Source organism: Rhizobium sp. RCC_161_2, from assembly GCF_041355235.1.
GTDB lineage: Bacteria > Pseudomonadota > Alphaproteobacteria > Rhizobiales > Rhizobiaceae > Rhizobium.
In genome coordinates this window covers 1-22,344 of record NZ_JBFUPL010000017.1, presented here as the reverse complement: position 1 = coordinate 22,344, position 22,344 = coordinate 1, and the positions used below count along the sequence as shown (strand labels likewise).

Genomic DNA, 22,344 nt, shown 5'->3' with positions numbered 1-22,344 from the left:
CAGCGGGAACCGAAGCTAGTAGTTTCCGATGTTTCCCAGATGTGTACTACCGGCGCAGCAACTCAATGGTTCCGGCTTCGTGGAGAATCAGCATTCCAAGCGCAACCAGCACGAAGGGCGTCACCCGGTTTCCATAACGCCTGATCGGTGCGCCAATCATGCGGTGATTGACCAGGTAGTGGGCGGAACCGATCCAGATAGCCGTCAGGAACGCGAATATGACGGCGATCGTCGCAATTTCATATATCGTGCGCGTCGCGAATATTGGTGTGTAGATGCTGATATTGTCGCCGCCATTCGCGATCGTCACCATCGCGACGGCCGCGATCTTCCCGTGCCCGATAGATGCCCCGCTGTGATCCTCCGGATCGTGGTCGATCTCGACAACCGTCCTCCACTCCCACAGCTTTTTCAGGCCAAGAAGGATTGGCGCGAAACCGAGGAGGCCGATATAGGCGACGGGAATGACGAGGGAGATCATGGAGGCCAGCAGGCTTACGCCGCAAAGGGCGGCAATGCCGAGATACTGGCCAATGACGATCTGCCGGGTGCGGAATTTGGGATCGACGAAGAAGCCGAGCAACACGAAGATGTCGTCGATATTGGTCGATGCGAACAGGATGACGGCAAGGCCGAGAATCCCGACAATGTTGTCCACGATCACTGCTTTCCGCTTACGATGCCGGGCGATTACCGTGCCGCGAACGTCTCGCAGCCGCAGCTGTCAAGGAGTTTGAGGGCTGCTTACTTGAAGGCTTCGCCGGGATAGGCGCCCCAGATCTCGGACTGCGCCACCCAGCCTTCGGTGCCGTCGGCCGTCGCAAGGCACCAGTCGCCAGTGCATTCGCGGACGTTCATCATTACGCCCGGCTGAAGCTTGGCGATGACGGTGCCGGACGGTTGGGCATCGCGGCGCATGTTGACGAACACCGCCTTGCCCTTGCCCTTCATCCACGGGGCTGCGAGCGCCGAGCGCTGGCCGGACAGCAGCGACTGGTTGACCCAGCCCTCGGTGCCGTCGGCGTCACGCACGCGCCGCCAATTGTCGTATTCCTGGATGATTTCGACCGGCAGGCCCTGCTTGAGATAGAGCCACGAGACGGCATAGTCCGCGCTTGGTCCGACGCGCAGGTTGACACGCTTCGACTTCAGCGTGACGAAGCGCGGCAGCGGCAATCCGCTCGGTCCCTTGGCGGCCTGGGCCGCGGCAAGGTCGGCGGTGGCGCCGGCCATCATCAGGCCGATCGCGAAAACAGCGCAGGACTTCAATACTTTGCCACGCATAGGGGTTTCCGTTCGTTCATCATGATCAAGGCGCTGTCAGGCTGCCTATTCGCTCCGACCATCGGCAAATCCTCGGCGCCGCCAGCGAGTTTTGTTTGTCTTCGCCTGCGGGTCTGGTAGAAATGCCCGGAACGGGAAAATTATCCTGCTTCTTGGTTAAAAACATCTGAACAAGGCACCCGCGCTCGCCATGACGACGAAGAAAAAACCGAAGGTCTACGTCACGCGCAAACTGCCCGATGCGGTTGAGACGCGGATGCGCGAGCTGTTCGATGCCGAACTCAACATTGACGACGTGCCGCGCACACAGGCGGAGCTTGCCGAAGCCGTGCGGACGGTCGATGTGCTGGTGCCAACGGTCACCGACCGTATCGACGCCGCGCTGATCGAGGAAGCCGGACCGCGGATGAAGCTGATCGCCAGCTTTTCCAACGGCACAGACCATATCGACGTCGAGGCCGCCGCCCGCAAGGGCATTACGGTCACCAACACGCCGAATGTCCTGACCGAGGATACTGCCGATATGACCATGGCGCTGATCCTCGCCGTGCCGCGTCGGCTTGCCGAAGGTGCGCGGGTGCTGACGGACAAGCCCGGCGAATGGGCCGGCTGGTCGCCCACCTGGATGCTCGGCCGCCGCATTCACGGCAAGCGCATCGGCATTGTCGGCATGGGCCGCATCGGCACCGCCGTCGCCCGCCGCGCCAAGGCATTCGGCCTTGCCATCCACTATCACAACCGCAAGCGCGTCAGCGCGGCAACGGAAGACGAGCTCGAGGCGACCTATTGGGACAGCCTCGACCAGATGCTGGCCCGCGTCGATATCGTTTCCGTCAATTGCCCGTCGACGCCTGCAACCTTCCACCTGATCTCGGCGCGGCGGCTCGCGCTGCTGCAGCCGACTAGCTACATCGTCAACACCTCGCGCGGCGACGTCATCGACGAGACGGCGCTGATCAAGATCCTGCGCGAGGGCAAGATCGCCGGCGCCGGCCTCGACGTCTTCGAGAACGAGCCGGCCGTCAATCCGAAGCTGGTGAAGCTCGCCAACGAGGGCAAGGTAGTCCTGTTGCCGCATATGAGCTCGGCCACGCTCGAAAGCCGCATCGACATGGGCGACAAGGTGATCATCAACATCCGCACCTTCATCGACGGCCACCGCCCGCCGAATCGCGTTCTGCCGTTCCGGTGAGCTAGATCGCCTTCGGTCGAAAACGACCAAGCGGACAATTATGTGCTATACTCGCGGGCTATCAAACGCACGACGGGTGATGGCAATGCTGGAAACGGACAAGGTATTCGCCGGCTCTATCCCGGAAAACTACGACCGCTATATGGTGCCGTTGATTTTCGAGCCGTTCGCCGTGGATCTTGCACGACGAGCAGCGTCCCTGGCGCCAAGTGCTGTCTTGGAAATCGCTGCGGGCACAGGGGTCGTCACTCGCTTGTTGGCGCCTAAACTATCCTCCGACGCTAGCTATATCGTCAGCGATCTCAACCAGCCGATGCTCGACTATGCCGCTTCGCGACAAGGCCCCGACAGTCGCATCCAATGGCATCAGGCGGATGCTATGGCACTACCGTTCGAAGATGCGGCCTTCGATCTCGTTTGCTGTCAGTTCGGCGCAATGTTCTTTCCCGACCGCGTGTCTGCCTACCGCGAAGCAAAGCGGGTCCTGAAGCCCAGAGGGCATTTTCTGTTCAACGTATGGGATCGGATTGAGGAGAACGTATTTGCGAATGACGTGACGAATGCTCTCGCCGAGATGTTTCCAAACGATCCGCCGCGCTTTCTCGCACGCACGCCGCACGGCTACCATGATACGGCATTGATCCGCAGCGAGCTGGAGCAGGCAGGCTTCTCCCGCGTGGTGATCGAGACGAGAGCCGAACAAAGCCGTGCATCCTCGCCACGCATTCCGGCCGTTGCTTACTGTCAGGGAACTCTTCTTCGCAACGAGATCGAGGCGAGGGAGGCGGGAAAACTGGACGCCGCAACCGACTATGCCACATCCGTGATTGCGGACAGGCACGGCAGCGGCGAGGTTGCCGCCAAAATTCAGGCACACGTCATCGTGGCTGTGGTCTAAATCAAAGCCTTATGCATCTCGATCGACGTGGTGCGATCGAAACCGGCATGGCGATTCTCGGCGGTTTTCCGGAAACCCCAGCGTGCGAAAGTCGCGTGATTACCGGTCAGTTCGATCCGTGTTTCCAGCCGCAATGCGTTGAGCCCGCGCTCCAGCGCCGTTGTCTCCGCAAGCGTCAATAGCCGCCGGCCGATCCCTTTGCCCTGCTCCGACGGCAGGATGGCAAGCTTGCCGATATAGAGGCTCTCCGCCTCTGGGCGGCAGAATATGCAGCCGGCTAATTGATTGCCATCGAGCGCAATAAAACCGATTTCGGTCCTCGCCTTTTCCTTCAGCGATTGCGGTGTCAGCGATAGCGCCGAGGAGGGCGGGTCGATCCGGCCGTTCATATAGGCGAAGGAGGCGAGGATGAGCGTGAGCAGTTCGTCCCAACGGTCGAAGCCGTCATCGAGGCGTTGAACGGTAACATCGCTCATTCGGCTGCGGCCCTGGCGCGCTTGCGGCGATAACGGATGGTGTCGAAGCGGGCGGCAAGTCCGTCATAGAGCAGCAGCCGGCCGATCAGCGGTTCGCCGGTGCCGGTGATCACCTTGATCGCTTCCATCGCCATCAGCGTGCCGATGACGCCGGTGAGCGCGCCGATAATGCCGGTCTCGGCGCAGGCGGGAATGAGCCCTTCGGGCGGGCGCGTCGGGAAGAGATCGCGATAGCCTGGGTTCAGCGTGCCGTCCGCATGGGCCTCATAGGGCTTCAACGTCGTCACCGATCCGTCGAACCGGCCAACCGCGCCGGTCACCAGCGGCAGGTGGGCCAGCTCAGCGGCGTCGGCTGCGGCATAGCGCGTATCAAAATTATCGGAGCCGTCGACGACGAGACTGAAGCCGGCGAGGTGCCGTGCGGCGGTCTCCGTCGAAAAGCGTTCCTCGAAACGAATCACACGCACATGCGGGTTCAGGCGCGCAATGGCGTCGGCCGCACTTTGCGTCTTCAGCTCGCCGATCGTGCCGGTATCGTGGATTACCTGCCGTTGCAGGTTGGAAAGCGAGACGCGGTCATCATCGGCAATGCCGATGGTGCCGACGCCGGCGGCGGCGAGATATTGCAGCACCGGCGCGCCGAGCCCGCCGGCGCCGATCACCAGAACACGCGCCGCCTTCAATTTCTGTTGGCCCACGCCGCCCACTTCGGGAAGCAGGATATGGCGCTGATAACGGGCGATTTCGTCTGGGGTCAAAGGGTCCATGGCAATGATAATATCACGCTCCGCGGAAAATTCGCCGCTACGATTTTGTAATGCCGCCATGCGCGACGGTAAAGAATTGGGCCCGCTCGCCAAGTGCTGAGAACATCGCCTTGTCGGTGCCGGTCATGAAAGCCTGGCCGCCGAGCCCGTCGATCAGGTCGAAAAGGGCGGAGCGACGGCCTTCGTCCAGATGTGCCGCGATTTCGTCAAGCAAAAGGATCGGCGCGTGGCCGGTGAGATTACCCACGAGGCGGGCATGGGCGAGGATGAGGCCGACCAGCAGCGCCTTCTGCTCGCCCGTCGAGCAGCGTTCCGCCTCCATGTTCTTCTCGCGATGGCGTACCAGGAGATCGGTGCGGTGGGGGCCGTCCAGCGTGCGTCCTGCGGCCGCATCGCGATAGCGCCCGTCGCGCAGCATCCCGGCATAATGATCCTCGAGATCGACGGCAGGGCGGTCGAATTGTCCGTCGAGAAAGCCGGAGAGCTCGAGCGCCGCCGACGGGAAGGGCGTCGCCTCGCGCGTCTCGGCGATCAGCCGGGTGAGAAGGCCGAGCATCTCCTGCCGGGCTAGCGCCATGGCAATGCCGAGGCTCGCCATCTGCTCCTCGATGCCGGCAAGCCAGGAAGGGTCGAAGCGGCTTTCGGAAAGCAGTTTGTTGCGGCTGCGCATGGCGCGCTCGAAATCGCTGGCGCGGCGGCCATGCGCCGGATCGAGCGACAGTACCAGCCGGTCGAGAAAACGGCGGCGCTCGGAGGAGCCGCCGGTGAACAGCCCATCCATGGCCGGTGTCAGCCAGAGGACGCGCAGATGGTCAGTCAGCTCGTCGACAGTCTTGGCCGGCGTGCCGTTGATCCGGAGCTTGCGCGCCGTCGTCTCGTCGGAGGCGTCGATGCCGGTGCCGATCTCGACACTGTCCTCCATGCCCTCAAGCTCGGCGAAGATCGAAAAGCCGTTCGGCGCGGCGACTCGCACGACATCCGCATAGGCCGCACGCCGCAGGCCGCGCCCGGGCGAGAGCAGCGAGACCGCTTCCATCAGATTGGTCTTTCCGGCGCCGTTGTCGCCGGTCAGCACCACATGCCGCTCGTCAAGCGTCAGCGCCGCCGCCGCATAATTGCGGAAGTCGGTCAGCTTCAGGCGCGAGATGAAAACCTTGTGCGGCATCGGGCATCCGGATTCGTGTCGATGCCGAGGGGTATGCCGAACCTCGCCCGAGCGCAAGGATTTTGCCGGTTGTTCTCGCCAGAGGTCGTTCGGAGCGGCATCGGGGCCACCCTCGTCCTTCTTCGACGGGCTCGGGATGAGGGTGGAGTGAACTGCGAGTCGGACGAGAGGGTTAGTCCTCATGGCGAGGAAGCCCGCAGGGCCGTCTCGAACCGCAAGGGTGGGTGATTCGGCTGCAAACAAAAAAACCGGCCGAATCACCGGCCGGTTTATGAGAAGCAGTGTGATTCGCTGCTTAATCGCTGAAGGTGTCGAAGAAATCCTTCATCCGGGCGAAGAAGCCGGTTGATTCGGGATTGTTGTCCTTCGAGGAGATCTGTTCGAACTCCTGCAGCAGCTCGCGCTGGCGCTTGGTCAGCTTCTGCGGCGTTTCGATCTGGATCTGGATGTAGAGATCGCCGACCTGGCTGGAGCGCAGCACCGGCATGCCCTTGGCTTTCAGGCGGAATTGCTTGCCAACCTGCGTGCCCTCGGGAACGGTAACGCGCGATTTCGTGCCGTCGAGCGTCGCAACGTCGAAGGTGCCCCCAAGTGCCGCCGTCGTCATCGAGATCGGCACCGCGCAATAGAGATCGGCGCCATCACGCTGGAAGAACTCATGCGGCTTGACGGAGAGGAAGATGTAGAGATCGCCCGATGGACCGCCGCGCAGGCCGGCTTCGCCTTCGCCCTGCAGGCGGATGCGGGTGCCGTCCTCGATGCCCGAGGGGATGTTGACCGAGAGTGAGCGCTCTTCGGTGATACGTCCCTGACCATGGCACTTGCCGCAGGGATCGGGAATGATCTGGCCGCGGCCGTGGCAGGTTGGACAGGTGCGTTCGACTGAGAAGAAGCCTTGCGCGGCGCGCACGCGGCCCGAGCCCTGGCATGTGCCGCAGGTTTTCGGCTGGGTGCCTGGCTTGGCGCCGGAACCGGAGCAGACGTCGCAGGTGATCGAGGTGGGCACGCGGATCTGCGCCGTCTTGCCGGAAAAGGCTTCCTCGAGCGAGATTTCCATATTGTAGCGAAGATCGGCGCCGCGTTCGCGACCGCCGGAGGAGCGTGCGCGGCCACGGCCGCCGCCCATCATCTCGCCGAAGATATCCTCGAAAATGTCGGAGAAGCCGCCACCGCCGCCGAAGCCGCCGCCACCAAAACCGCCGCCACCCATGCCGCCATGCTCGAACGCGGCATGGCCGTAACGATCATAGGCCGCCCGCTTGTTAGGGTCCTTGAGCGTTTCGTAGGCTTCGTTGATTTCCTTGAACTTGCGCTCGGCGTCATTGTCATCGGGGTTCTTGTCCGGATGAAATTGCATTGCCAGCTTGCGAAAAGCGCTCTTGAGCTCTTTTTCGTCCGCTGTCCTGGAGACGCCCAATGTCTCGTAATAGTCCGCTTTTGCCATTAAGGATTAGACCCCGGAAATGGATTTCCGGCTGCCAAAAGGCAGCCGGATCTGAGTTTCCGCAAAACCATCAAGGTTCGCGCTTATGCAGACCGCTTGCGGTCGTCCTCGTCCTTGATTTCCTCGTAGTCGGCATCGACGACGTCGTCGTGATGGCCGCCTGCCGAGGCATCAGCGGAAGGAGCTTCCGACTGCTGGGCCTCATAAATGGCCTGACCGAGCTTCATGGACACTTCCATGAGCGTCTGGGTCTTGGCCTTGATGTCTTCAGCGTCCGGCTCGGATGCTTCGGTTGCCGTCTTCAGCGCTGCAATCGCCTCGGAGATCGCGTTGCGATCGGCCTCGGTGACCTTGTCGCCAAAGTCCTTCAGCGACTTCTCGCTGGAGTGGATCAGGCTTTCGGCCTGGTTCTTGGCTTCCACGCCTTCGCGGCGCTTCTTGTCTTCGGCAGCATGCGATTCGGCATCCTTGACCATCTTCTCGATGTCGGCGTCGGACAGACCGCCGGAAGCCTGGATGCGGATCTGCTGTTCCTTGCCGGTGCCCTTGTCCTTGGCCGAAACCTGGACGATGCCGTTGGCGTCGATATCGAAGGTGACTTCGATCTGCGGCACGCCCCGCGGCGACGGCGGCAGGCCGACGAGGTCGAACTGGCCGAGCAGCTTGTTGTCGGCAGCCATTTCGCGCTCGCCCTGCGATACGCGGATGGTTACGGCCGACTGGTTGTCGTCAGCGGTCGAGAATGTCTGCGACTTCTTCGTCGGGATCGTCGTGTTGCGCTCGATCAGACGGGTGAAGACGCCGCCCAGCGTTTCGATGCCGAGCGACAGCGGGGTCACGTCGAGGAGCAGAACGTCCTTGACGTCGCCCTGCAGAACGCCGGCCTGGATGGCGGCGCCGAGTGCGACGACTTCATCCGGGTTGACGCCCTTGTGCGGCTCCTTGCCGAACAGCTGCTTGACGACTTCCTGTACCTTCGGCATGCGGCTCATGCCGCCGACGAGAACGACTTCGTCGATTTCGGCAGCGGTAACGCCGGCATCCTTGAGGGCTGCCTTGCAGGGTGCGATGGTGCGCTGCACGAGGTCATCGACCAGGCTTTCCAGCTTGGCGCGCGTCAGCTTCAGCGTCAGGTGCTTCGGGCCGGTGGCGTCTGCCGTGATGAAGGGCAGGTTGATTTCGGTCTGCTGTGCGGAAGACAGTTCGATCTTGGCCTTTTCGGCAGCTTCCTTGAGGCGCTGCAGCGCGAGCTTGTCGCCCTTGAGGTCGATGCCGTTGTCCTTCTTGAACTCGGCAACGAGGTATTCGACGAGACGCATGTCGAAGTCTTCACCGCCCAGGAAGGTATCGCCGTTGGTCGACTTCACTTCGAAGACGCCGTCGCCGATTTCCAGGATCGAGATATCGAAGGTACCGCCGCCAAGGTCGTAAACGGCGATGGTCTTGCCGTCCTTCTTGTCGAGGCCGTAGGCGAGTGCGGCAGCAGTCGGCTCGTTGATGATGCGCAGGACTTCAAGACCGGCGATGCGACCCGCATCCTTGGTTGCCTGGCGCTGCGCGTCGTTGAAGTAGGCCGGAACGGTGATGACGGCCTTTTCGACCTTTTCACCGAGATAGGCTTCGGCCGTTTCCTTCATCTTCTGAAGGATCATTGCGGAAACCTGCGCGGGCGAATAGCCCTTGCCGTGGGCTTCGACCCAGGCGTCGCCATTGTCGCCGCGAACGATATTGAAAGGAACAAGGTGCTTGTCCTTTTCAACGGTCGGATCTTCGTAGCGGCGGCCGATGAGGCGCTTCACAGCGAAGAGGGTATTGGTGGGGTTGGTGACCGCCTGGCGCTTGGCCGGCTGGCCGACGAGACGTTCGCCGTCTTCAGTGAAGGCTACCATTGAGGGGGTGGTGCGGGCGCCTTCGGCATTCTCGATGACTTTCGCGTCCTTACCGTCCATGACGGCGACGCAGGAATTTGTCGTTCCAAGGTCGATACCAATTACTTTTGCCATGTCATTCTCTCCTTGAAGCAAGCTATCGGAACCCCTGTCAGGCATTCCATTGACAGCCCCTTACGGGATGGTCTTGAGGATTGCGCAGCCATGACTGCGGTGATGCCGCGTATATAAGTAGCGGTTTTACTGACTGCAAGGCGGGAAATCACCCGGAATCCAGCAAAACGAATGGTTTGTCGCTCAAACCCCACAGTGCCGCATTGCGCCTGCGGCCCTGGGGAATTGAGGCGACCATCTATCAGATCAGCGTTGCTTCGGCCATGCAAGCGGCAATCACGGGAATCACTCTCTTATCGGCCCAGAATGATGTCCATAAGCGAGGTGCGGTGCGGCCTGACCACTGCCGTGGTCGGAGCACTGTCGCCGACGTCGGCCGGCGGAATATCACCCGCGTCGTAGGGGCCGGAGCTGTAGGGATTATTATCAGTGGCAAGGTTTGCCGGCGGCAGGTCTTCGACGTCATCGTTCGCTGCGGTCTGATTGCTCTGCTGCGGGATCGGCTGTTGCACCGGCCGTTGCTGAAGCGTCGGCTGGCCCTGGTGCTGCGTGGTCTGTCCGCCATCGCCGCCGAGCGTACCGGAAATGATGCCGTCGATCGTCGCCGGCTGGCTGGTGCCGGGTGCGGATTGCGCCATGGGCACGCCGTTGTCGATGATCTGACCGCCGCCGAAGATCGGGGTCGGGGTCAGGCCCTTATGGGCGGCAACCATGAATTCCTTCCAGGCCTTGGCCGGCAGTCCGCCGCCCGTCACCTTCTTCATGGATTTGCCATCGTCATTGCCAAACCAGACGCCCGTCGTCAGATGGCTGGTGAAGCCGACGAATAGCGCGTCGCGGAAGGATTGCGTCGTGCCGCTCTTGCCGGCCGCCTGCCAGCCGGGAATGCGGGCGGCCTTGCCGGTGCCGAAATTGATGACGCCGGCCATCATCGCATTCATGTTGGTGACGACATCGGGGTTGAGAACCCGCGGCGGATTGTCGAAATTCGCCTGGTAAAGCACCTTGCCGGAGGCCGTCGTCACCTTGGTGATCACATGCGGCGTCGCCTTGAAGCCGCCATTCATGAAGGAGGCATAGGCCGAGGTCAGCTCCAGCAGCGACACTTCCGACGTACCGAGCGCGATCGAGGCATTGGCCTGCAGGTCTGATTCGATGCCGAGCCTGTGGGCAACCTTGATCACTTGATCCGGCCCGACTTCGGTCGCAACCTGCGCGGCGACCGTGTTCAGCGAGTGCGCCACAGCGGTGGCAAGCGTCACCGGTCCGCTATATTTCTGCTCGTAATTCTCCGGTGCCCAGTTGCCGATCTTCACCGGCGCGTCGTTGCGGATCGAATTCGGCGTCAGGCCCATTTCAAGGGCTGCGGTGTAGACGAAGGGCTTGAAGGCCGAGCCCGGCTGGCGCTTGGCGGTGACGGCGCGGTTGAATTGGCTCTGCGCATAGTCCCGGCCGCCGACCAGCGCGCGGATCGCGCCCGTTGCGTCGACGGAAACGAGCGAGGCTTGCGAGGCGCTGAGCTTCTTGCCGTCCTTGGCGAGCACGTCGTTCAGTGCCTGTTCGGCCTTTTCTTCCAGCGACATGTCGATGGTGGTGTCGACCGTCAGGTCTTCCTTGACGTCGCCGCCGATCAGCTTGGGAAGCTGGTCCATGACCATGTCGGCCACATAGTTTTCAGCGCCGCTCCAATAGCTCTTTGCGCGTGTCGGCGGCTGCGACATCGCCGTCTTGATATCGGCTTCGCTGATGAAGCCCTGGTCGCGCATCGCCTGCAGCACCAGTTGGGCGCGCGCTTCGGCGGCGGCGGGATCGCGGGCCGGCGATAGTTTCGACGGCGCCTTGACGAGGCCGGCGAGCATGGCTGCTTCGCCAAGGTTCACGTCACGCGCCGATTTGTTGAAGTAGCGCCGCGATGCCGCCTCGACGCCATAGGCGTTCGAGCCGAAATAGACACGGTTCAGATACATCGCCAGGATCTGGTCCTTGGTGAACTTGTGCTCCAGCCAGATGGCGAGCAGCACCTCCTGCACCTTGCGCTCCAGCGTGCGATCCGGCGACAGGAAGAGGTTCTTGGCGAGCTGCTGCGTCAGCGTCGAGCCACCCTGGACGGCATGGCCGGTGAGCACGTTGGTGACCACCGCGCGGCCAAGCCCGATCGGATCGAAGCCGAAATGGGAATAGAAGCGACGGTCCTCGATGGCGATCAGCGCCTCGGGAATGTAGGGCGACATGTCGCCCAGCGCCAAGGCTTCGCCGCCGGTCGTGCCGCGATTGGCGATGATGCTGCCGTCGAGATCGGCGATCTTGACGTTCGGCGGCCGCTCGGGAATGGCCCAGGTGCTGGCGCTCGGCATGCGCGATCCGTAGTAGACCACCAGGCCCGCAAGCCCGATGCCGGCCCAGATGCTGAGCACGATGCCCCAATAGATCGCGGAGCGGATGAAGCCGAAGAAACCGCCGCCGGAGCGCCGTTTCTGCTGCTTGCGCCGGCGGGTCGAGCGGCGTGGCTTGTCGGGTTCGGGCGTGTTGTCGCGCCTGGAGTTTTCCCGTCCCGATGAGCGCCCGCCGCCGGCAATGCGTTCCCCGGCGCTGAAACCATCATCGCTACGTTCCTTACCGCTTGAAAAGGATGGTTCTACCCTCTGGCCTGATCTGCTTTTGCCTGCCATTGCGGACTGGTCGTACCCCTGATGGTTCCATGGACCGATAATTGATGCCAGCGTCGTCATGACCGCGCACTGCCCATCCGTTCGGGACGCGCAAAGGACGCAGCCAGCGCTTTCTACCGGCGCATAAGCGTGAAAATCGAACATGATTTTCGCGCTTATGCGCCGCCGGCATTCGCCCACGAAGTGGTCGTGAAGACGTCGAAGCCCGAGTGAACTGTAAATGCGGCGATTTAAGGAGGGATTAAGAATCCTCAACCGCCGATCATGGCGGCGAGATCTGTCCTTTCATGACGGGATCGTGCAAGGAACTTTTCCTCTTCTCGGGCATTCTCTTCTCACAAAAAACAAGAGGGCGAACGCAATGAGTTCACATGTCGCGATAGAGAAAGTCGGCGAGACCAGGCTGCGGGAAGTCTGGAGTATCGAGGATTTCGCGCGGCGGCACAGGATCTGCAAGGACGAGGAAGTCCGGCTGAAAAAGCTGTTCGGCGACTTCGCCACCAAGCAGGAATTGCTGTCGAACGCGCAGCGGCCTCCCCTGTTCCGCTGAACCGGATTGGTAGGCCGCATCGGTGTTCATGGGATGTTCATCCCGGGATCGCTACAACGGCAAGGTCTGCTGCGGTGGAGGCTTACTATGTGGAAACGCTTTGAATTATGGCTGGTTGATATGTTGGACCGAGTTTTCGGACTAGAACAGCTCGCCCGCCGTGCCGGCTTTTCGGCCGATGACGCCAAGCGCATCGCGCGGGAGAAGTAGGTCGGTTTCAGGAACAGGTCAGCCTTCCCGAGGCTGCCCTTTGAATGGTGAGACAGGATGCCGGTGCTCTGTTCGACCCGCGCATTTACCCTCTTCGGATCATTTCGCTGCCATGTGACGCACGCACGATGTTCCATATTTTCGAATGCACTGATTGAGGTTATAGTGGTGCCTTGTGGCCGTCTTGCCGGGCGGTCCCAAGGACTTGATAGCGCGTGAGGAGGAGTATTCATGCGACACATCAAATGGAGCAATCCGATCGAGATCGGCTTCGTTCAAGGCAGTTTCCAGACAGTGACAGGCCCTTCCGAGGCGCTGAATTGCATGGCCAATCTCTGGCCGGATCGGCGCGGTCCGTTCTATGTGGCTGCGAGAAGCGTTTGCCGGGCTGCGATCGACGGACGGAAATCCGCCGAGGAAGCCCGCGAGATGTTCATTTCGGCCATGCGCGAAGCGCATTTGAAAACCCATTGAGACAGTGCGGCGCCTTCTCGCCGCCTGATCGTCAAGCTCCTCGAGCCGGCTGATGCCGGGCGCTGTCGCGTAACCTTCGAGCATGTGTTTCCTCTCCCAAGTTCACCCGTTTTACTTGATCCTCTGTTGTCGACGGGCCGCGCGGATCAACGAAAAAGGCCAGCGACATCGGTCGCTGGCCTTTGTTGTTTTGACGCCACCAAGGCGATTATCGATTGGAGCCTCTGAGGCTCATGCGGCAATCGGGTTGCGACGCCGGGCAGGGATCGACATGGTCGGGGCTGTATGGCCCTGGCGTGCCGGCATTCGGCCGTCGGTTGTCCTGCCGTTGTGGCTGTGGCTGCGGCTGCGCTTGGGGCTGCGGCTGCGGCTGGGCCTGTTGCGGCTGCGGTTCTGGACGGCGCCGCTCATTGTCCTGGCGGTTGTCGTCGCGCCGGCGGTCCGGCCGGTTGCCACCCCAACCCTGATTGTCGTCCGGCTGCCGGTTCCAATCGCGGTCGCGATCCCGGCGCTGTTGGCCCCAATCCTGATTATTGTCCTGCTGGTTTCCCCAATCACGATTGCGATCCCGGCGTTGCCGGCCCCAATCCCCGTTGTCGTCCTGCTGGTTGTTCCAGTCGCGGTTACGGTCCCAGTTCCGGTCCGACCCGTTATCCCAGCCGGGGTTGCGATCCGGACGGCGATCCCAGCCCGCATCTGGGCGGCGGTCGCTCCAGCCCGGTCCACGCCGCCAGCGGTCGCGATCGCGGTAGAAGTCACGGCCGCGATAATATCGACCCCAATAGTCATCGAAATTAAAGGTGATGGTGGGGATGCCGAGCGGACGGTAATATTGCGGGCCGACATAGATGCGGCGCGATTGATAGCTCGCCTGGATGTATCGGCCGGCGACCCAGCCGCGACCGCCGACGAAGGAAACATCGCACCAGGGCGTTTCGTTGAGGCAGCCGTTGATCTCCAGCGGCGCGCCGACGGGAATCATGGTCACCGCCGGATATTGCGTGCTGGGGCCAGACCGCATGTTGACGTTGGCGGTGGCAAAACCCTCCGCGGCTTCCGCGATCGCCGGCAGCGCAACGAGTGCGGTCAGCGTGATTGCGGCCAGAAGCTTGTGTCTCATGAATGCTCTCCCTTGCGCGTCGCCGGTCTTGCGGACTTGCCCGGCGGCTGCGCCGATTGTGGTTGCCCCCTGCTTTGCATATCCGGCAAGAAGCGCTCGATGCGGTCACAGGATCCGGCGTACCGTTTCCAGTTTCGATAATATCAAAGCCGGCGCGTTTATAGGATTTTGGAGGATCCGGCGCCATTCTCTCAATCTTTTCCAGAGTTTTATGGGAGTTTGCATGAATGCAGCTTGAACGGGTGCGCGCAGCGCCTTTAAAATCTCCGGAAATATTTAGAAGGGTTTCTTACTATTTCGCGCTGTGCCGGGGTTTTCATTGCGCCGGTCTTGAAATCACCGCATTCCCACCCGATATAGGCTTCAGTCATGCAGCCGATGAATGCTGGCGCGCTTTAAAGCGAGCCGTTTGTATTACCTGGATGTTGCGAAAGTGGCGTTGACCATGTGTTAACCTTTCGCGATCAATCTGGCTGCAGTTCCATCTTTCCACTTTGACCACGGATGTACTGGCACTGATGTGAGGATGGATGACGAAAGGCCGGTTTGTTCCGGCCTTTTTGTTTATGGACTGTTGGTGGCGTGCTTTGCGGAAGCGGAGCGCGCCATTTTTGTTTTGATCGCTTTTATTGTGCTCAAAGAAAAACCGCCGCGGTTGCCCGCGGCGGTTTCATGGAAAGAAGCGCCCGGCTGAGCCGGGCGATAGGCTTTAGTTGACAGCCTTCTTGTCGGCGACCTTGACGATCTTGGCCGACTTTGCGGCAACAGGTCCCTTCTCGGCCGGAACATAGCCGGCACCGATCGTAACGTTCAGCGAAATGTAGTCGATCGCGCTCTGCTGGACAGCCTGTGCCAGGCTTTGCTGAGCAGTGGTCACGTTACGCTGAGCGTCGAGAACGTCGAGCAGCGAGGACGCGCCGTCCTTATAGCTTGCCGTCGAGAGCTGCAGGGCTTCCTGGTAGGACTTCACCTGCGCGCGCAGCGCCGCGACCGTCTGAGCATCGCGGCTGACGGCGGACAGGGCGTTTTCGACCTCTTCGACAGCCGACCGCACCGTCTGCTGCCAGACGATATACTGTTCGCGGCTCGACGATTCGGCGGTCTTGACGTTGGCACGGAGCGCGCCGCCATCGAAGATCGGCAGTGTCAGGGTCGGGCCGAACGACCAGGTCGTCAGGCTGCCACTCCTCGACGAAGTGTGGACATAAGACGGCGAGATAGCGCCGCTGAGCGTGATCGTCGGGAACAGCTGTGCTTCCGCCACGCCGATCTGAGCCGTTGCCGAGGCAAGATTGCGTTCGGCGACGCGAATGTCGGGACGGTTGCGAATGAGATCGGCCGGAACGCCGGAATTGACGCGGCCACGGAACACCGGCTGCTTGCCGCCGCCCTGCATCTGCGCGATCACGGTTGCCGACGACACGTTCAGCAGCGTCGCAATGTGATGTACCTGCTGACGATAGCTGATCTCGAAACCCGGAATGGTCGACAGCGTCGAATTGACGAGGCCTTCAGCCTGAACCACGTCAAGACGGGAAGCGGCACCGGCGTCGAGCTGGAACTTGGTCAGCGAGAGCGTATCGCGGCGAGACTTCAGGTTTTCCTGCGCGATCGAGACAAGCGTCTGGTAATAACGGGCGTTGACATAGCTGTTGGCCAGATCCTGCAGATAGGTCAGGCGAGCGGCATCGACGCTGGAATAGGCCGCGTCGAGCGATGCGACGGCGCCTTCCTTGGCACGGCGATACTGACCCCAGAGGTCGAGCAGCCACGAGGCTGAAGCTCCGCCAGTGGTGGTGTTTTGCGTTTCGCTCTGCGTACGCAGGCTGCCCTTCTGGCCGCTGGTCGTATGGTCGCCGGAAGCCGTAAGGCTCGGCAGTCCGCCGGCACCGGCTGTAACGACCGCAGCTTGTGCCTGATTGATGCGTTCCAGCGCCTGCAGGATGTTAAGATTTTCGGCAAGTCCCTGTTCGGCAAACGCAGTCAGTTTCGCGTCACCGAAGGCGGTCCACCATTTGGAGCCGGCCAGATCACCGTTGATTTTCGTACCGCCCTCCGAGAACTTGGCCGGGAGGGGCATTTCCGGTGGCTTATGATCGGGGCCGCTGACGCAACCTGCTAGGAGAAGAAGCAGGGCGGGGGCGGCAGTACGAATGGATACCATCACATTATCCCACAATTCAATTTACATGATCACTATATTAACGGGGTCAACGTGACCCCATATGTGTCGGCGCTCCTGCCTACGCAATACAACAAATGGCCCGAAGCAGTCGGCGCCAATCTAGCAACGAGTTTTGCAATAGCACAGTGCCTTTTGCCATTTCTCGTCGGCGAACATATGGGGGATCGTGCCAAATATCAGGCTTTTGGTAAAAAAATTATAAAGTGTTGCAAAAAGCATACCCTACCGACCGCTACCTAGAGCGGTGAGGAGCCTTGAATTTGGCGCCATATGCAACTTTGGGGCGGCCCCTTGCCTGAGGCGCGGTCGCAACGACGATCCGCCAGCGCTTAGAAATAGCGCTGGAGGCTTGCGCGAACCCGGTCGCGCGGTGTTGCGCCGCGGTCGTCGGGAACGAAAGGTGTGCCCGTGATCGCCTCGTAAGCGCTGATATAAACTTTCGAAGTCTGCTCGACGAGATCGAGCGGGATCTCCGGAATCTCGTCCTTATAGGGATCGCAGCGTTCAGCCACCCAGGCGCGGACGAAATCCTTGTCGAAGCTTGCGGGGCGGGCGCCCTTGTCGAAACTGTCCTGGTAGCTGTCGGCCAGCCAGTAGCGGCTGCTGTCCGGGGTATGGATCTCGTCGGCGAGGATGATGGTGCCGTTTTCATCGGTGCCGAATTCATATTTGGTGTCGACGAGGATCAGCCCCCGCTTGCTGGCGATTTCCTGACCGCGCGCAAACAAGGCCAGCGCATAGTCCGACAGGGTCTGCCATTGCTCACTTGTCAGAAGCCCGCCCTCGACGATCTGCGCCGGCGTCAGCGGCTCGTCATGGCCGCCGTCGAATTCCTTGCTGGTCGGCGTGATGATCGGCGTCGGCAGGATCTGGTTGTCGCGCATGCCGTCCGGCAGCGTGATGCCGTACATCTCGCGCTGACCCTTCTTATAGAGTGTCAGGATCGAGGTACCGGTGGTGCCGGCGAGATAGCCGCGCACGACGACTTCCACCGGCAGGATGTCGAGCCGCTTGCCGACAACGACGTTCGGGTCGGGATAGGCGATGACATGGTTTGGGCAGATGTCCTTGGTCGCCTCGAACCAATAGCGTGCCGTCTGCGTCAGCACGTGGCCCTTGTACGGAATGCAGGTGAGGATGCGGTCGAAGGCGCTCAGCCGGTCGGTGCTGATGATGATGCGGCTGCCGTCCGGCAGGTCGTAATTCTCACGCACCTTGCCGCGGTAATAATTGGGCAGTTCCGGAAAATGGGCTTCGGAGAGAATTCGCAACACGGTCACCAGCAGGCTCGTGCATCCGCCCTGCGGACGCTTCATGACTGGACCCTTAATTTGTGCTCCGCCGATGTCAAGTAAAGTGCGGCCTCAAATCCGGAACCAGGCGATCAGGGCCGGCGCCAGCCGCCATCTTCAACCTTTTGGAGGATCGGTGTCGAGAACACGCCGACGATCCGCTCGCTCCATATCTTGCCCGATGCATCGACCCGTTCTCGCCAACGCTCGGATTGCAGCATGGCGGCACCGATGACCAAGGGTTCGATGGCGCATGCGCTCAAAAGCTCCAGGCCCGAGACGATCGAGGCGCCGCTGGAAATGACGTCATCGATCAGCGCCACTCGCTTCCCTTGCAACAGCGGCAGCATGCGCGGGTCTATATAAAGACGCTTCTCCTGGTTTGGCGTGGTGATCGAGGACAGCGACACCGACAGCTCCTCGCGGTACCAGAACTTGCGCGAGGTTCCGAGCGGCACATAGCGCTCATGGCCGAGCGCCCGGGCGACCGCGCTTGCCAATGTCAGCCCGAGCGTCGGCAGGCCGGCGACGACGTCGACATCATGGGCCGCGATGCGTTCCGCCAGCGCTTGCGCCAGCGCCTCCTGCACGGAAAAGCTGGCCTGATTGATAATCAGCGACGCCAGCGCATTCTTCCCATCGGCCAGCACGCGGATCGGCAGGCGCAATTGCCGTCCGTCGGGCAGTTCCGCAACGTAGATATCGCGAAATTCGCCCGATGTCGGAAAGCTCCGCGGCGGATGAAGCTCCTGCCAGAAATCATGGGGTTGCATTGCGTCCCGCCTTCGTTCCGTTGCGTCCGGTCTTTTCCATGCCGGCACGCCGGCGAAGCCCGAGAACCTCCGCCTCCGTCAATGCTCTCACCGCGCCCTTTGGAAGATCGCCGAGCGCGATATCGCCAAAGGCGACGCGCACCAGCCGCAGGCACTCGACGCCGAGCACCTCCAGCATCCGGCGAATCTGCCGGTTGCGGCCCTCCTTAAGCTCGACCTCGATCCAGCCGTTGCGCTCGCCGCTGCGCAGCAGGCTGGCCGCGGTCGCGGTCAAAAGCTCGCCGTCATCGATCACACCGCGCTCCATCCGGTCCAGCAGCTCCTGCTCCATAATGGTGTTGACCTGGACATGATAGATCTTGCCTACATGGCTGATGGGATCGAGCAGCGCCTGCGCCAGCACGGTATCATTGGTAAAGAGAAGCAGCCCTTCGCTTGCCTTGTCCAGCCGCCCGACCGGCGCCAGATGCCGGGCGTCGATGTCCCCGAGACAATCATAGACCGTCGGACGCCCTTCGGGATCGTCGCGCGTCGTCACCAGCCCGCGCGGCTTGTTCAGCATGAAATAGAGTTTCTTTTCAGCGGATATCGCCTCGCCGTCGACGGCGATCCGCGCGCGGTCGAGATCGATCCAGGCCGTGGGATCGGTGATCTCCCGGCCGTCGACCGTCACGCGGCCGGCCGCAATCAGCGCCTCCGCCTGTGTGCGCGAGCAATAGCCGAGCTTCGACAGCGCTCGCGGCAAGGTCACGCGTTTGCCGTCGCTCTCCTGCTGGCCCTTTGCCGGCTTGCGTGATCTTTGCGGAGAATGCCTTTGGCTCACCCTTGTCTCGTCCTTGTGTCGCCATGGTCAGGCGCGCCAGCCCGACGATGCCAATCCTTTCGCATGAGGATCGCCACGACGCAAATCCCAGAATGGGGAAATGTAGGATGGCAGGCGAGGGCTCGCGCCTTGTCGACACGAGCCCTGTCGGAGAACCGGAGCGGCGATGGGGTCGGGTAGGGCGACATCGGGGCCGGTGTCGCCCCCTCGCTCCGGAGGGACGGCGATCAACCTGCCTGGCGTCTGTTTCCTGGATTTTTCAGAAAGGCGGAAATTTGTTACAGTTTGTAACGCCGGTCGTTTCCCTGTTGTCAAAGACGCCCTTTGCCTCGCATGGATGTGTCATGGCTTCCGCATCGCTGCTATTGGTCGAGGACGACCGTGAAATAAGAGCACTTCTCGAGGAGTTCCTCAGCCGCGAGGATTTTGCCGTCGAGGCGGTCGAAAGCGCCGCCGCCATGGATCGCGCGCTTGCCAGGGGCTTTCCCGATCTCATCATTCTCGATCTGATGCTGCCGGGCGAGGACGGCCTGTCGGCCTGCCGCCGCATCCGGGCGCGCAGCCGCGTGCCGATCCTGATGCTGACGGCGAAGTCGGAGGATATCGACCGCATTCTCGGCCTGGAGATGGGCGCAGACGATTATCTCGGCAAGCCCTTCAATCCGCGTGAGCTCCTGGCGCGCATCCGGGCCATCCTGCGCAGGGTCGGGCCGGAGCGATCGGAAGAGCCGAGCGGCCCGCGGCGGCGCAAGAGCTTCGCCGGTCTGATCGTCGATCTCGACGGCCGAGCGATCGAGATGGAAGGCGAAGGCCCGTTGCGGCTGACGACCGCCGAGTTCGACCTGCTCGTCTGCTTCCTCGAGCGGCCGCGCCGGGTGCTGTCGCGTGACCAATTGCTCGACTGGACGCGCGGGCGCGGCGCCGATCCCTTCGATCGCACCATCGACGTGACCGTCTCGCGGCTGCGTACCAAGCTGGCGCAGTATTTGCCGGACGGCGCGCAGCTGATCACCACGGTGCGCAATGCCGGCTACCTGTTGACCGCCGAAGTAAGGGATGTCTGAGCCATGCTGAAACTCGGTCTCGTTTCGCGCATCATCATGATCGTTGCCGTGGCGCTGTTCCTCATCCAGCTTGCTGCCCTCGTTGCCGCCAGTTTAAAACCGGACTCGCCGCTCAACCACCAGCTATCGCGGGCGACGCAGATCATGTCGGCGGTGCGCTTTCTTGATGTCGTCCCGCCCGAGGCGCGGGAGCAAGCGGTGCTGACTCTGAATGCGATCGGTCTGGAGCTGCGTCTGGTCGACGGTGCGCCGCCTACGAAAAACGAGGACGCGGCCGACCCGACTCTTGGTCGTAAACTGGCTCGCGAACTTGCCGGCATCGCGCTTGGCGACCGCTACTTCAGCCTGCGCTCGCTCCCCGAACGGCCGCAGGGCTGGTTTTCGGTCGGCGCTCCCGACCGGACGATCGAAGTGTCGATCGGCATTGCCGGGGGTAAGGTTGCCGTCTTCAGCCTGGCCGATACGCCGACCGTGCGACTGCGCGGTGTCCCCGTGGGCTTCATTGCCGGCCTTCTCGGTGTGCTGGTTGCGGTGATTGCCATTGCCGCCGTGGCGCGAGAAACCCGGCCGCTGACGCGATTGTCGCGTACCGTCAACTCCATCGGCAAGGGTCTGCAGCCGATCAATATTCCCGAGCGCGGTGCCTGCGAGCTGCGTTTGCTGATCCGCGCCATCAACGGCATGCAGTTGCGCATCGCCGCACTTGTCAACAACCGCACCCTGATCCTCGGCGCCATCTCTCATGATCTGAGGACCTATCTCACCCGTTTCCGTCTGCGCATGGAGCTGATGCCGGATACGCCGCATCGTGAGCGGGCGATTGCCGATGTCGAGGCCATGCAACGCCTTGTCGAGGAGGCGCTGGGCTTTGCCCGTAGCACCGTCGTTTCCGCGGGGAGAGATATCACTGATCTCGACGGTGCCGTTAGCACCCTGGTCGCCGAGCGTCAGGATGCGCAGGGCCTCGTCTCGTTTTCACCGCTCGGACGAGAACTGGCGGTGACGATACCGCAGACGGCGCTGGCGAGAGTGGTGGACAATCTGATCGACAATGCGCTGCGCTATGGCGCCCGTGCCGATGTCAGTGTCGAGCGTCGTGGCGATCATGCCGCCGTCGTCATCGGCGACCGTGGTCCGGGCATTCCGGCAGAGCGGCGCAAGGATGTGCTCGAACCTTTCATCCGGCTGGAGGAATCGCGCAATCGCGACCTCGGGGGAAGTGGTCTCGGATTGACGATCGTCCGGCAGATTCTTGATACACATAATGGTGCGCTATGCCTGGAGGATCGTAACGGCGGCGGGCTTGATGCCATCATATTGCTGCCGCTTGCGGCGAGCGATCGGATTGCCGCTTGAAATAGCGCGCGACAAAGGGGTCGCGCTGATGCGCGACTTGGGCCATCTGCGCATCAGCGCTCAATGGCAGGTCAGGAAGCGTTCCAACTCCCGACGGCTGACGACGACCCCTGCGGCGGCCTTTCGCGGATCCGGATGGGTATAGGTCAGGCTCGGCAGGTCAGGCAGTTCCAGCGCCTGACGCATGTTCATGATACCGAGCGCCTTCCGTCCGGCGGCGCTATCGACACTGACTTCGACGATGCTCTTTGAGCTTGTTGTATCCATGATGTCCTCCCACCTCACTTATATAACAGAAATTCCTTATGGAATACCGTTTTTTACAAGCCCTTGCGGTGACCAGGTCATCCAGCACGCTCCGGCAAAGGGGGTGAATGTTATGATCTGGCGGTGGGAAGCGCGCCGCGCCGCCCTTTCAAAGGCTGCGAACGGTCTTTCGGCTGCTGCAAATCGAAAATTTTGACCAGTTGGACAAGATTTTCCACAGCCTCGACCTAAGTAAGCGAACAACTTCCCTGTTGATCGACAAATCCCTTTGTAAAATCAATTAGTTATAAAAATGTCAGAATTTTTACAGAGTTGGTGTTGACTTGATCGAG

General features: G+C 61.5%; 21 protein-coding genes. 6 read left to right on the top strand and 15 right to left on the bottom strand.

Features of this window, described 5'->3' with window-relative positions:
• Nucleotides 1-46: 46 nt before the first annotated feature.
• Both AB6803_RS29200 and AB6803_RS29195 read right to left on the bottom strand, forming a co-directional pair.
• Nucleotides 47-658 carry a cadmium resistance transporter gene (locus AB6803_RS29200; RefSeq protein ID WP_371112160.1) on the bottom strand — a complete coding sequence of 204 codons (612 nt, stop codon included), beginning with the start codon at nucleotides 656-658 and terminating at the stop codon, nucleotides 47-49.
• An 86-nt stretch (nucleotides 659-744) separates the two neighbouring features.
• The gene (locus tag AB6803_RS29195; protein WP_007690257.1) at nucleotides 745-1,284 is read right to left on the bottom strand and encodes an SH3 domain-containing protein; all 540 of its coding nucleotides are present in this window, start codon (nucleotides 1,282-1,284) and stop codon (nucleotides 745-747) included.
• 190 nt (nucleotides 1,285-1,474) lie between these two features.
• On the opposite strand from AB6803_RS29195, the gene AB6803_RS29190 reads away from it, so the two are divergent.
• Both AB6803_RS29190 and AB6803_RS29185 read left to right on the top strand, forming a co-directional pair.
• Nucleotides 1,475-2,476, top strand: a complete 1,002-nt coding sequence (locus tag AB6803_RS29190; protein WP_371112159.1) for a 2-hydroxyacid dehydrogenase — start codon at nucleotides 1,475-1,477, stop codon at nucleotides 2,474-2,476.
• Between the two features lie 85 nt (nucleotides 2,477-2,561).
• Nucleotides 2,562-3,374 (top strand): class I SAM-dependent methyltransferase, encoded by an 813-nt coding sequence (locus tag AB6803_RS29185; RefSeq protein WP_371112158.1) that lies wholly within the window; start codon nucleotides 2,562-2,564, stop codon nucleotides 3,372-3,374.
• Here the strand turns inward: AB6803_RS29185 and AB6803_RS29180 are convergent.
• From AB6803_RS29180 to AB6803_RS29150, 7 genes are all read right to left on the bottom strand, one after another.
• Entirely contained in the window at nucleotides 3,371-3,850 is a 480-nt protein-coding gene (locus tag AB6803_RS29180; RefSeq protein ID WP_371112157.1) for a GNAT family N-acetyltransferase, read from the bottom strand. The genes AB6803_RS29185 and AB6803_RS29180 overlap by 4 nt on opposite strands.
• Nucleotides 3,847-4,617 (bottom strand): molybdopterin-synthase adenylyltransferase MoeB, encoded by a 771-nt coding sequence (locus AB6803_RS29175; RefSeq protein ID WP_371112156.1) that lies wholly within the window; start codon nucleotides 4,615-4,617, stop codon nucleotides 3,847-3,849. Before AB6803_RS29175 ends, AB6803_RS29180 begins: the two co-directional genes overlap by 4 nt.
• A 37-nt stretch (nucleotides 4,618-4,654) precedes the next feature.
• On the bottom strand, nucleotides 4,655-5,782 hold the full coding sequence (gene recF / locus AB6803_RS29170) for a DNA replication/repair protein RecF (protein WP_371112155.1): 1,128 nt from the start codon (nucleotides 5,780-5,782) through the stop codon (nucleotides 4,655-4,657).
• 295 nt (nucleotides 5,783-6,077) lie between these two features.
• The gene (gene dnaJ, locus AB6803_RS29165; RefSeq protein WP_371112154.1) at nucleotides 6,078-7,226 is read right to left on the bottom strand and encodes a molecular chaperone DnaJ; all 1,149 of its coding nucleotides are present in this window, start codon (nucleotides 7,224-7,226) and stop codon (nucleotides 6,078-6,080) included.
• 83 nt (nucleotides 7,227-7,309) lie between these two features.
• On the bottom strand, nucleotides 7,310-9,229 hold the full coding sequence (dnaK, locus tag AB6803_RS29160) for a molecular chaperone DnaK (protein WP_371112153.1): 1,920 nt from the start codon (nucleotides 9,227-9,229) through the stop codon (nucleotides 7,310-7,312).
• A gap of 293 nt (nucleotides 9,230-9,522) precedes the next feature.
• The gene (locus tag AB6803_RS29155) at nucleotides 9,523-11,898 is read right to left on the bottom strand and encodes a transglycosylase domain-containing protein (RefSeq protein WP_371112213.1); all 2,376 of its coding nucleotides are present in this window, start codon (nucleotides 11,896-11,898) and stop codon (nucleotides 9,523-9,525) included.
• Between the two features lie 367 nt (nucleotides 11,899-12,265).
• Nucleotides 12,266-12,478: a hypothetical protein gene (locus AB6803_RS29150; protein WP_371112152.1), complete on the bottom strand. Its 213-nt coding sequence runs from the start codon at nucleotides 12,476-12,478 to the stop codon at nucleotides 12,266-12,268.
• 411 nt (nucleotides 12,479-12,889) lie between these two features.
• Here AB6803_RS29150 and AB6803_RS29145 point away from each other — a divergent pair, with 411 nt between their 5' ends.
• Nucleotides 12,890-13,132 (top strand): DUF982 domain-containing protein, encoded by a 243-nt coding sequence (locus AB6803_RS29145; protein ID WP_371112151.1) that lies wholly within the window; start codon nucleotides 12,890-12,892, stop codon nucleotides 13,130-13,132.
• 208 nt (nucleotides 13,133-13,340) lie between these two features.
• Here AB6803_RS29145 and AB6803_RS29140 read toward each other — a convergent pair whose 3' ends face one another.
• A complete protein-coding gene (locus AB6803_RS29140; RefSeq protein ID WP_371112150.1) occupies nucleotides 13,341-14,252 on the bottom strand; it encodes an SH3 domain-containing protein in 912 nt (303 codons plus the stop codon).
• 526 nt (nucleotides 14,253-14,778) lie between these two features.
• Between AB6803_RS29140 and AB6803_RS29135 the strand changes: the two genes are divergently transcribed.
• On the top strand, nucleotides 14,779-14,946 hold the full coding sequence (locus AB6803_RS29135) for a hypothetical protein (RefSeq protein WP_371112149.1): 168 nt from the start codon (nucleotides 14,779-14,781) through the stop codon (nucleotides 14,944-14,946).
• A gap of 15 nt (nucleotides 14,947-14,961) precedes the next feature.
• On the opposite strand, the gene AB6803_RS29130 is transcribed toward AB6803_RS29135, so the two are convergent.
• The 4 genes from AB6803_RS29130 to AB6803_RS29115 form a co-directional block, all read right to left on the bottom strand.
• Nucleotides 14,962-16,416 carry an efflux transporter outer membrane subunit gene (locus tag AB6803_RS29130; protein ID WP_371112148.1) on the bottom strand — a complete coding sequence of 485 codons (1,455 nt, stop codon included), beginning with the start codon at nucleotides 16,414-16,416 and terminating at the stop codon, nucleotides 14,962-14,964.
• A 350-nt stretch (nucleotides 16,417-16,766) separates the two neighbouring features.
• Nucleotides 16,767-17,708, bottom strand: a complete 942-nt coding sequence (locus AB6803_RS29125; protein WP_371112212.1) for a phosphoribosylaminoimidazolesuccinocarboxamide synthase — start codon at nucleotides 17,706-17,708, stop codon at nucleotides 16,767-16,769.
• 113 nt (nucleotides 17,709-17,821) lie between these two features.
• Nucleotides 17,822-18,502 (bottom strand): phosphoribosyltransferase, encoded by a 681-nt coding sequence (locus AB6803_RS29120; protein ID WP_371112147.1) that lies wholly within the window; start codon nucleotides 18,500-18,502, stop codon nucleotides 17,822-17,824.
• Nucleotides 18,489-19,325: a pseudouridine synthase gene (locus AB6803_RS29115; RefSeq protein WP_371112146.1), complete on the bottom strand. Its 837-nt coding sequence runs from the start codon at nucleotides 19,323-19,325 to the stop codon at nucleotides 18,489-18,491. The genes AB6803_RS29120 and AB6803_RS29115 overlap by 14 nt, the downstream gene beginning before the upstream one ends.
• Before the next feature lie 344 nt (nucleotides 19,326-19,669).
• Between AB6803_RS29115 and AB6803_RS29110 the strand changes: the two genes are divergently transcribed.
• Both AB6803_RS29110 and AB6803_RS29105 read left to right on the top strand, forming a co-directional pair.
• The gene (locus AB6803_RS29110) at nucleotides 19,670-20,389 is read left to right on the top strand and encodes a response regulator (protein ID WP_371112145.1); all 720 of its coding nucleotides are present in this window, start codon (nucleotides 19,670-19,672) and stop codon (nucleotides 20,387-20,389) included.
• A gap of 3 nt (nucleotides 20,390-20,392) precedes the next feature.
• Nucleotides 20,393-21,745: an ATP-binding protein gene (locus AB6803_RS29105; RefSeq protein WP_371112144.1), complete on the top strand. Its 1,353-nt coding sequence runs from the start codon at nucleotides 20,393-20,395 to the stop codon at nucleotides 21,743-21,745.
• 60 nt (nucleotides 21,746-21,805) lie between these two features.
• On the opposite strand, the gene AB6803_RS29100 is transcribed toward AB6803_RS29105, so the two are convergent.
• Nucleotides 21,806-22,012 carry a hypothetical protein gene (locus AB6803_RS29100; RefSeq protein WP_183690545.1) on the bottom strand — a complete coding sequence of 69 codons (207 nt, stop codon included), beginning with the start codon at nucleotides 22,010-22,012 and terminating at the stop codon, nucleotides 21,806-21,808.
• Between the last annotated feature and the right edge of the window lie 332 nt (nucleotides 22,013-22,344).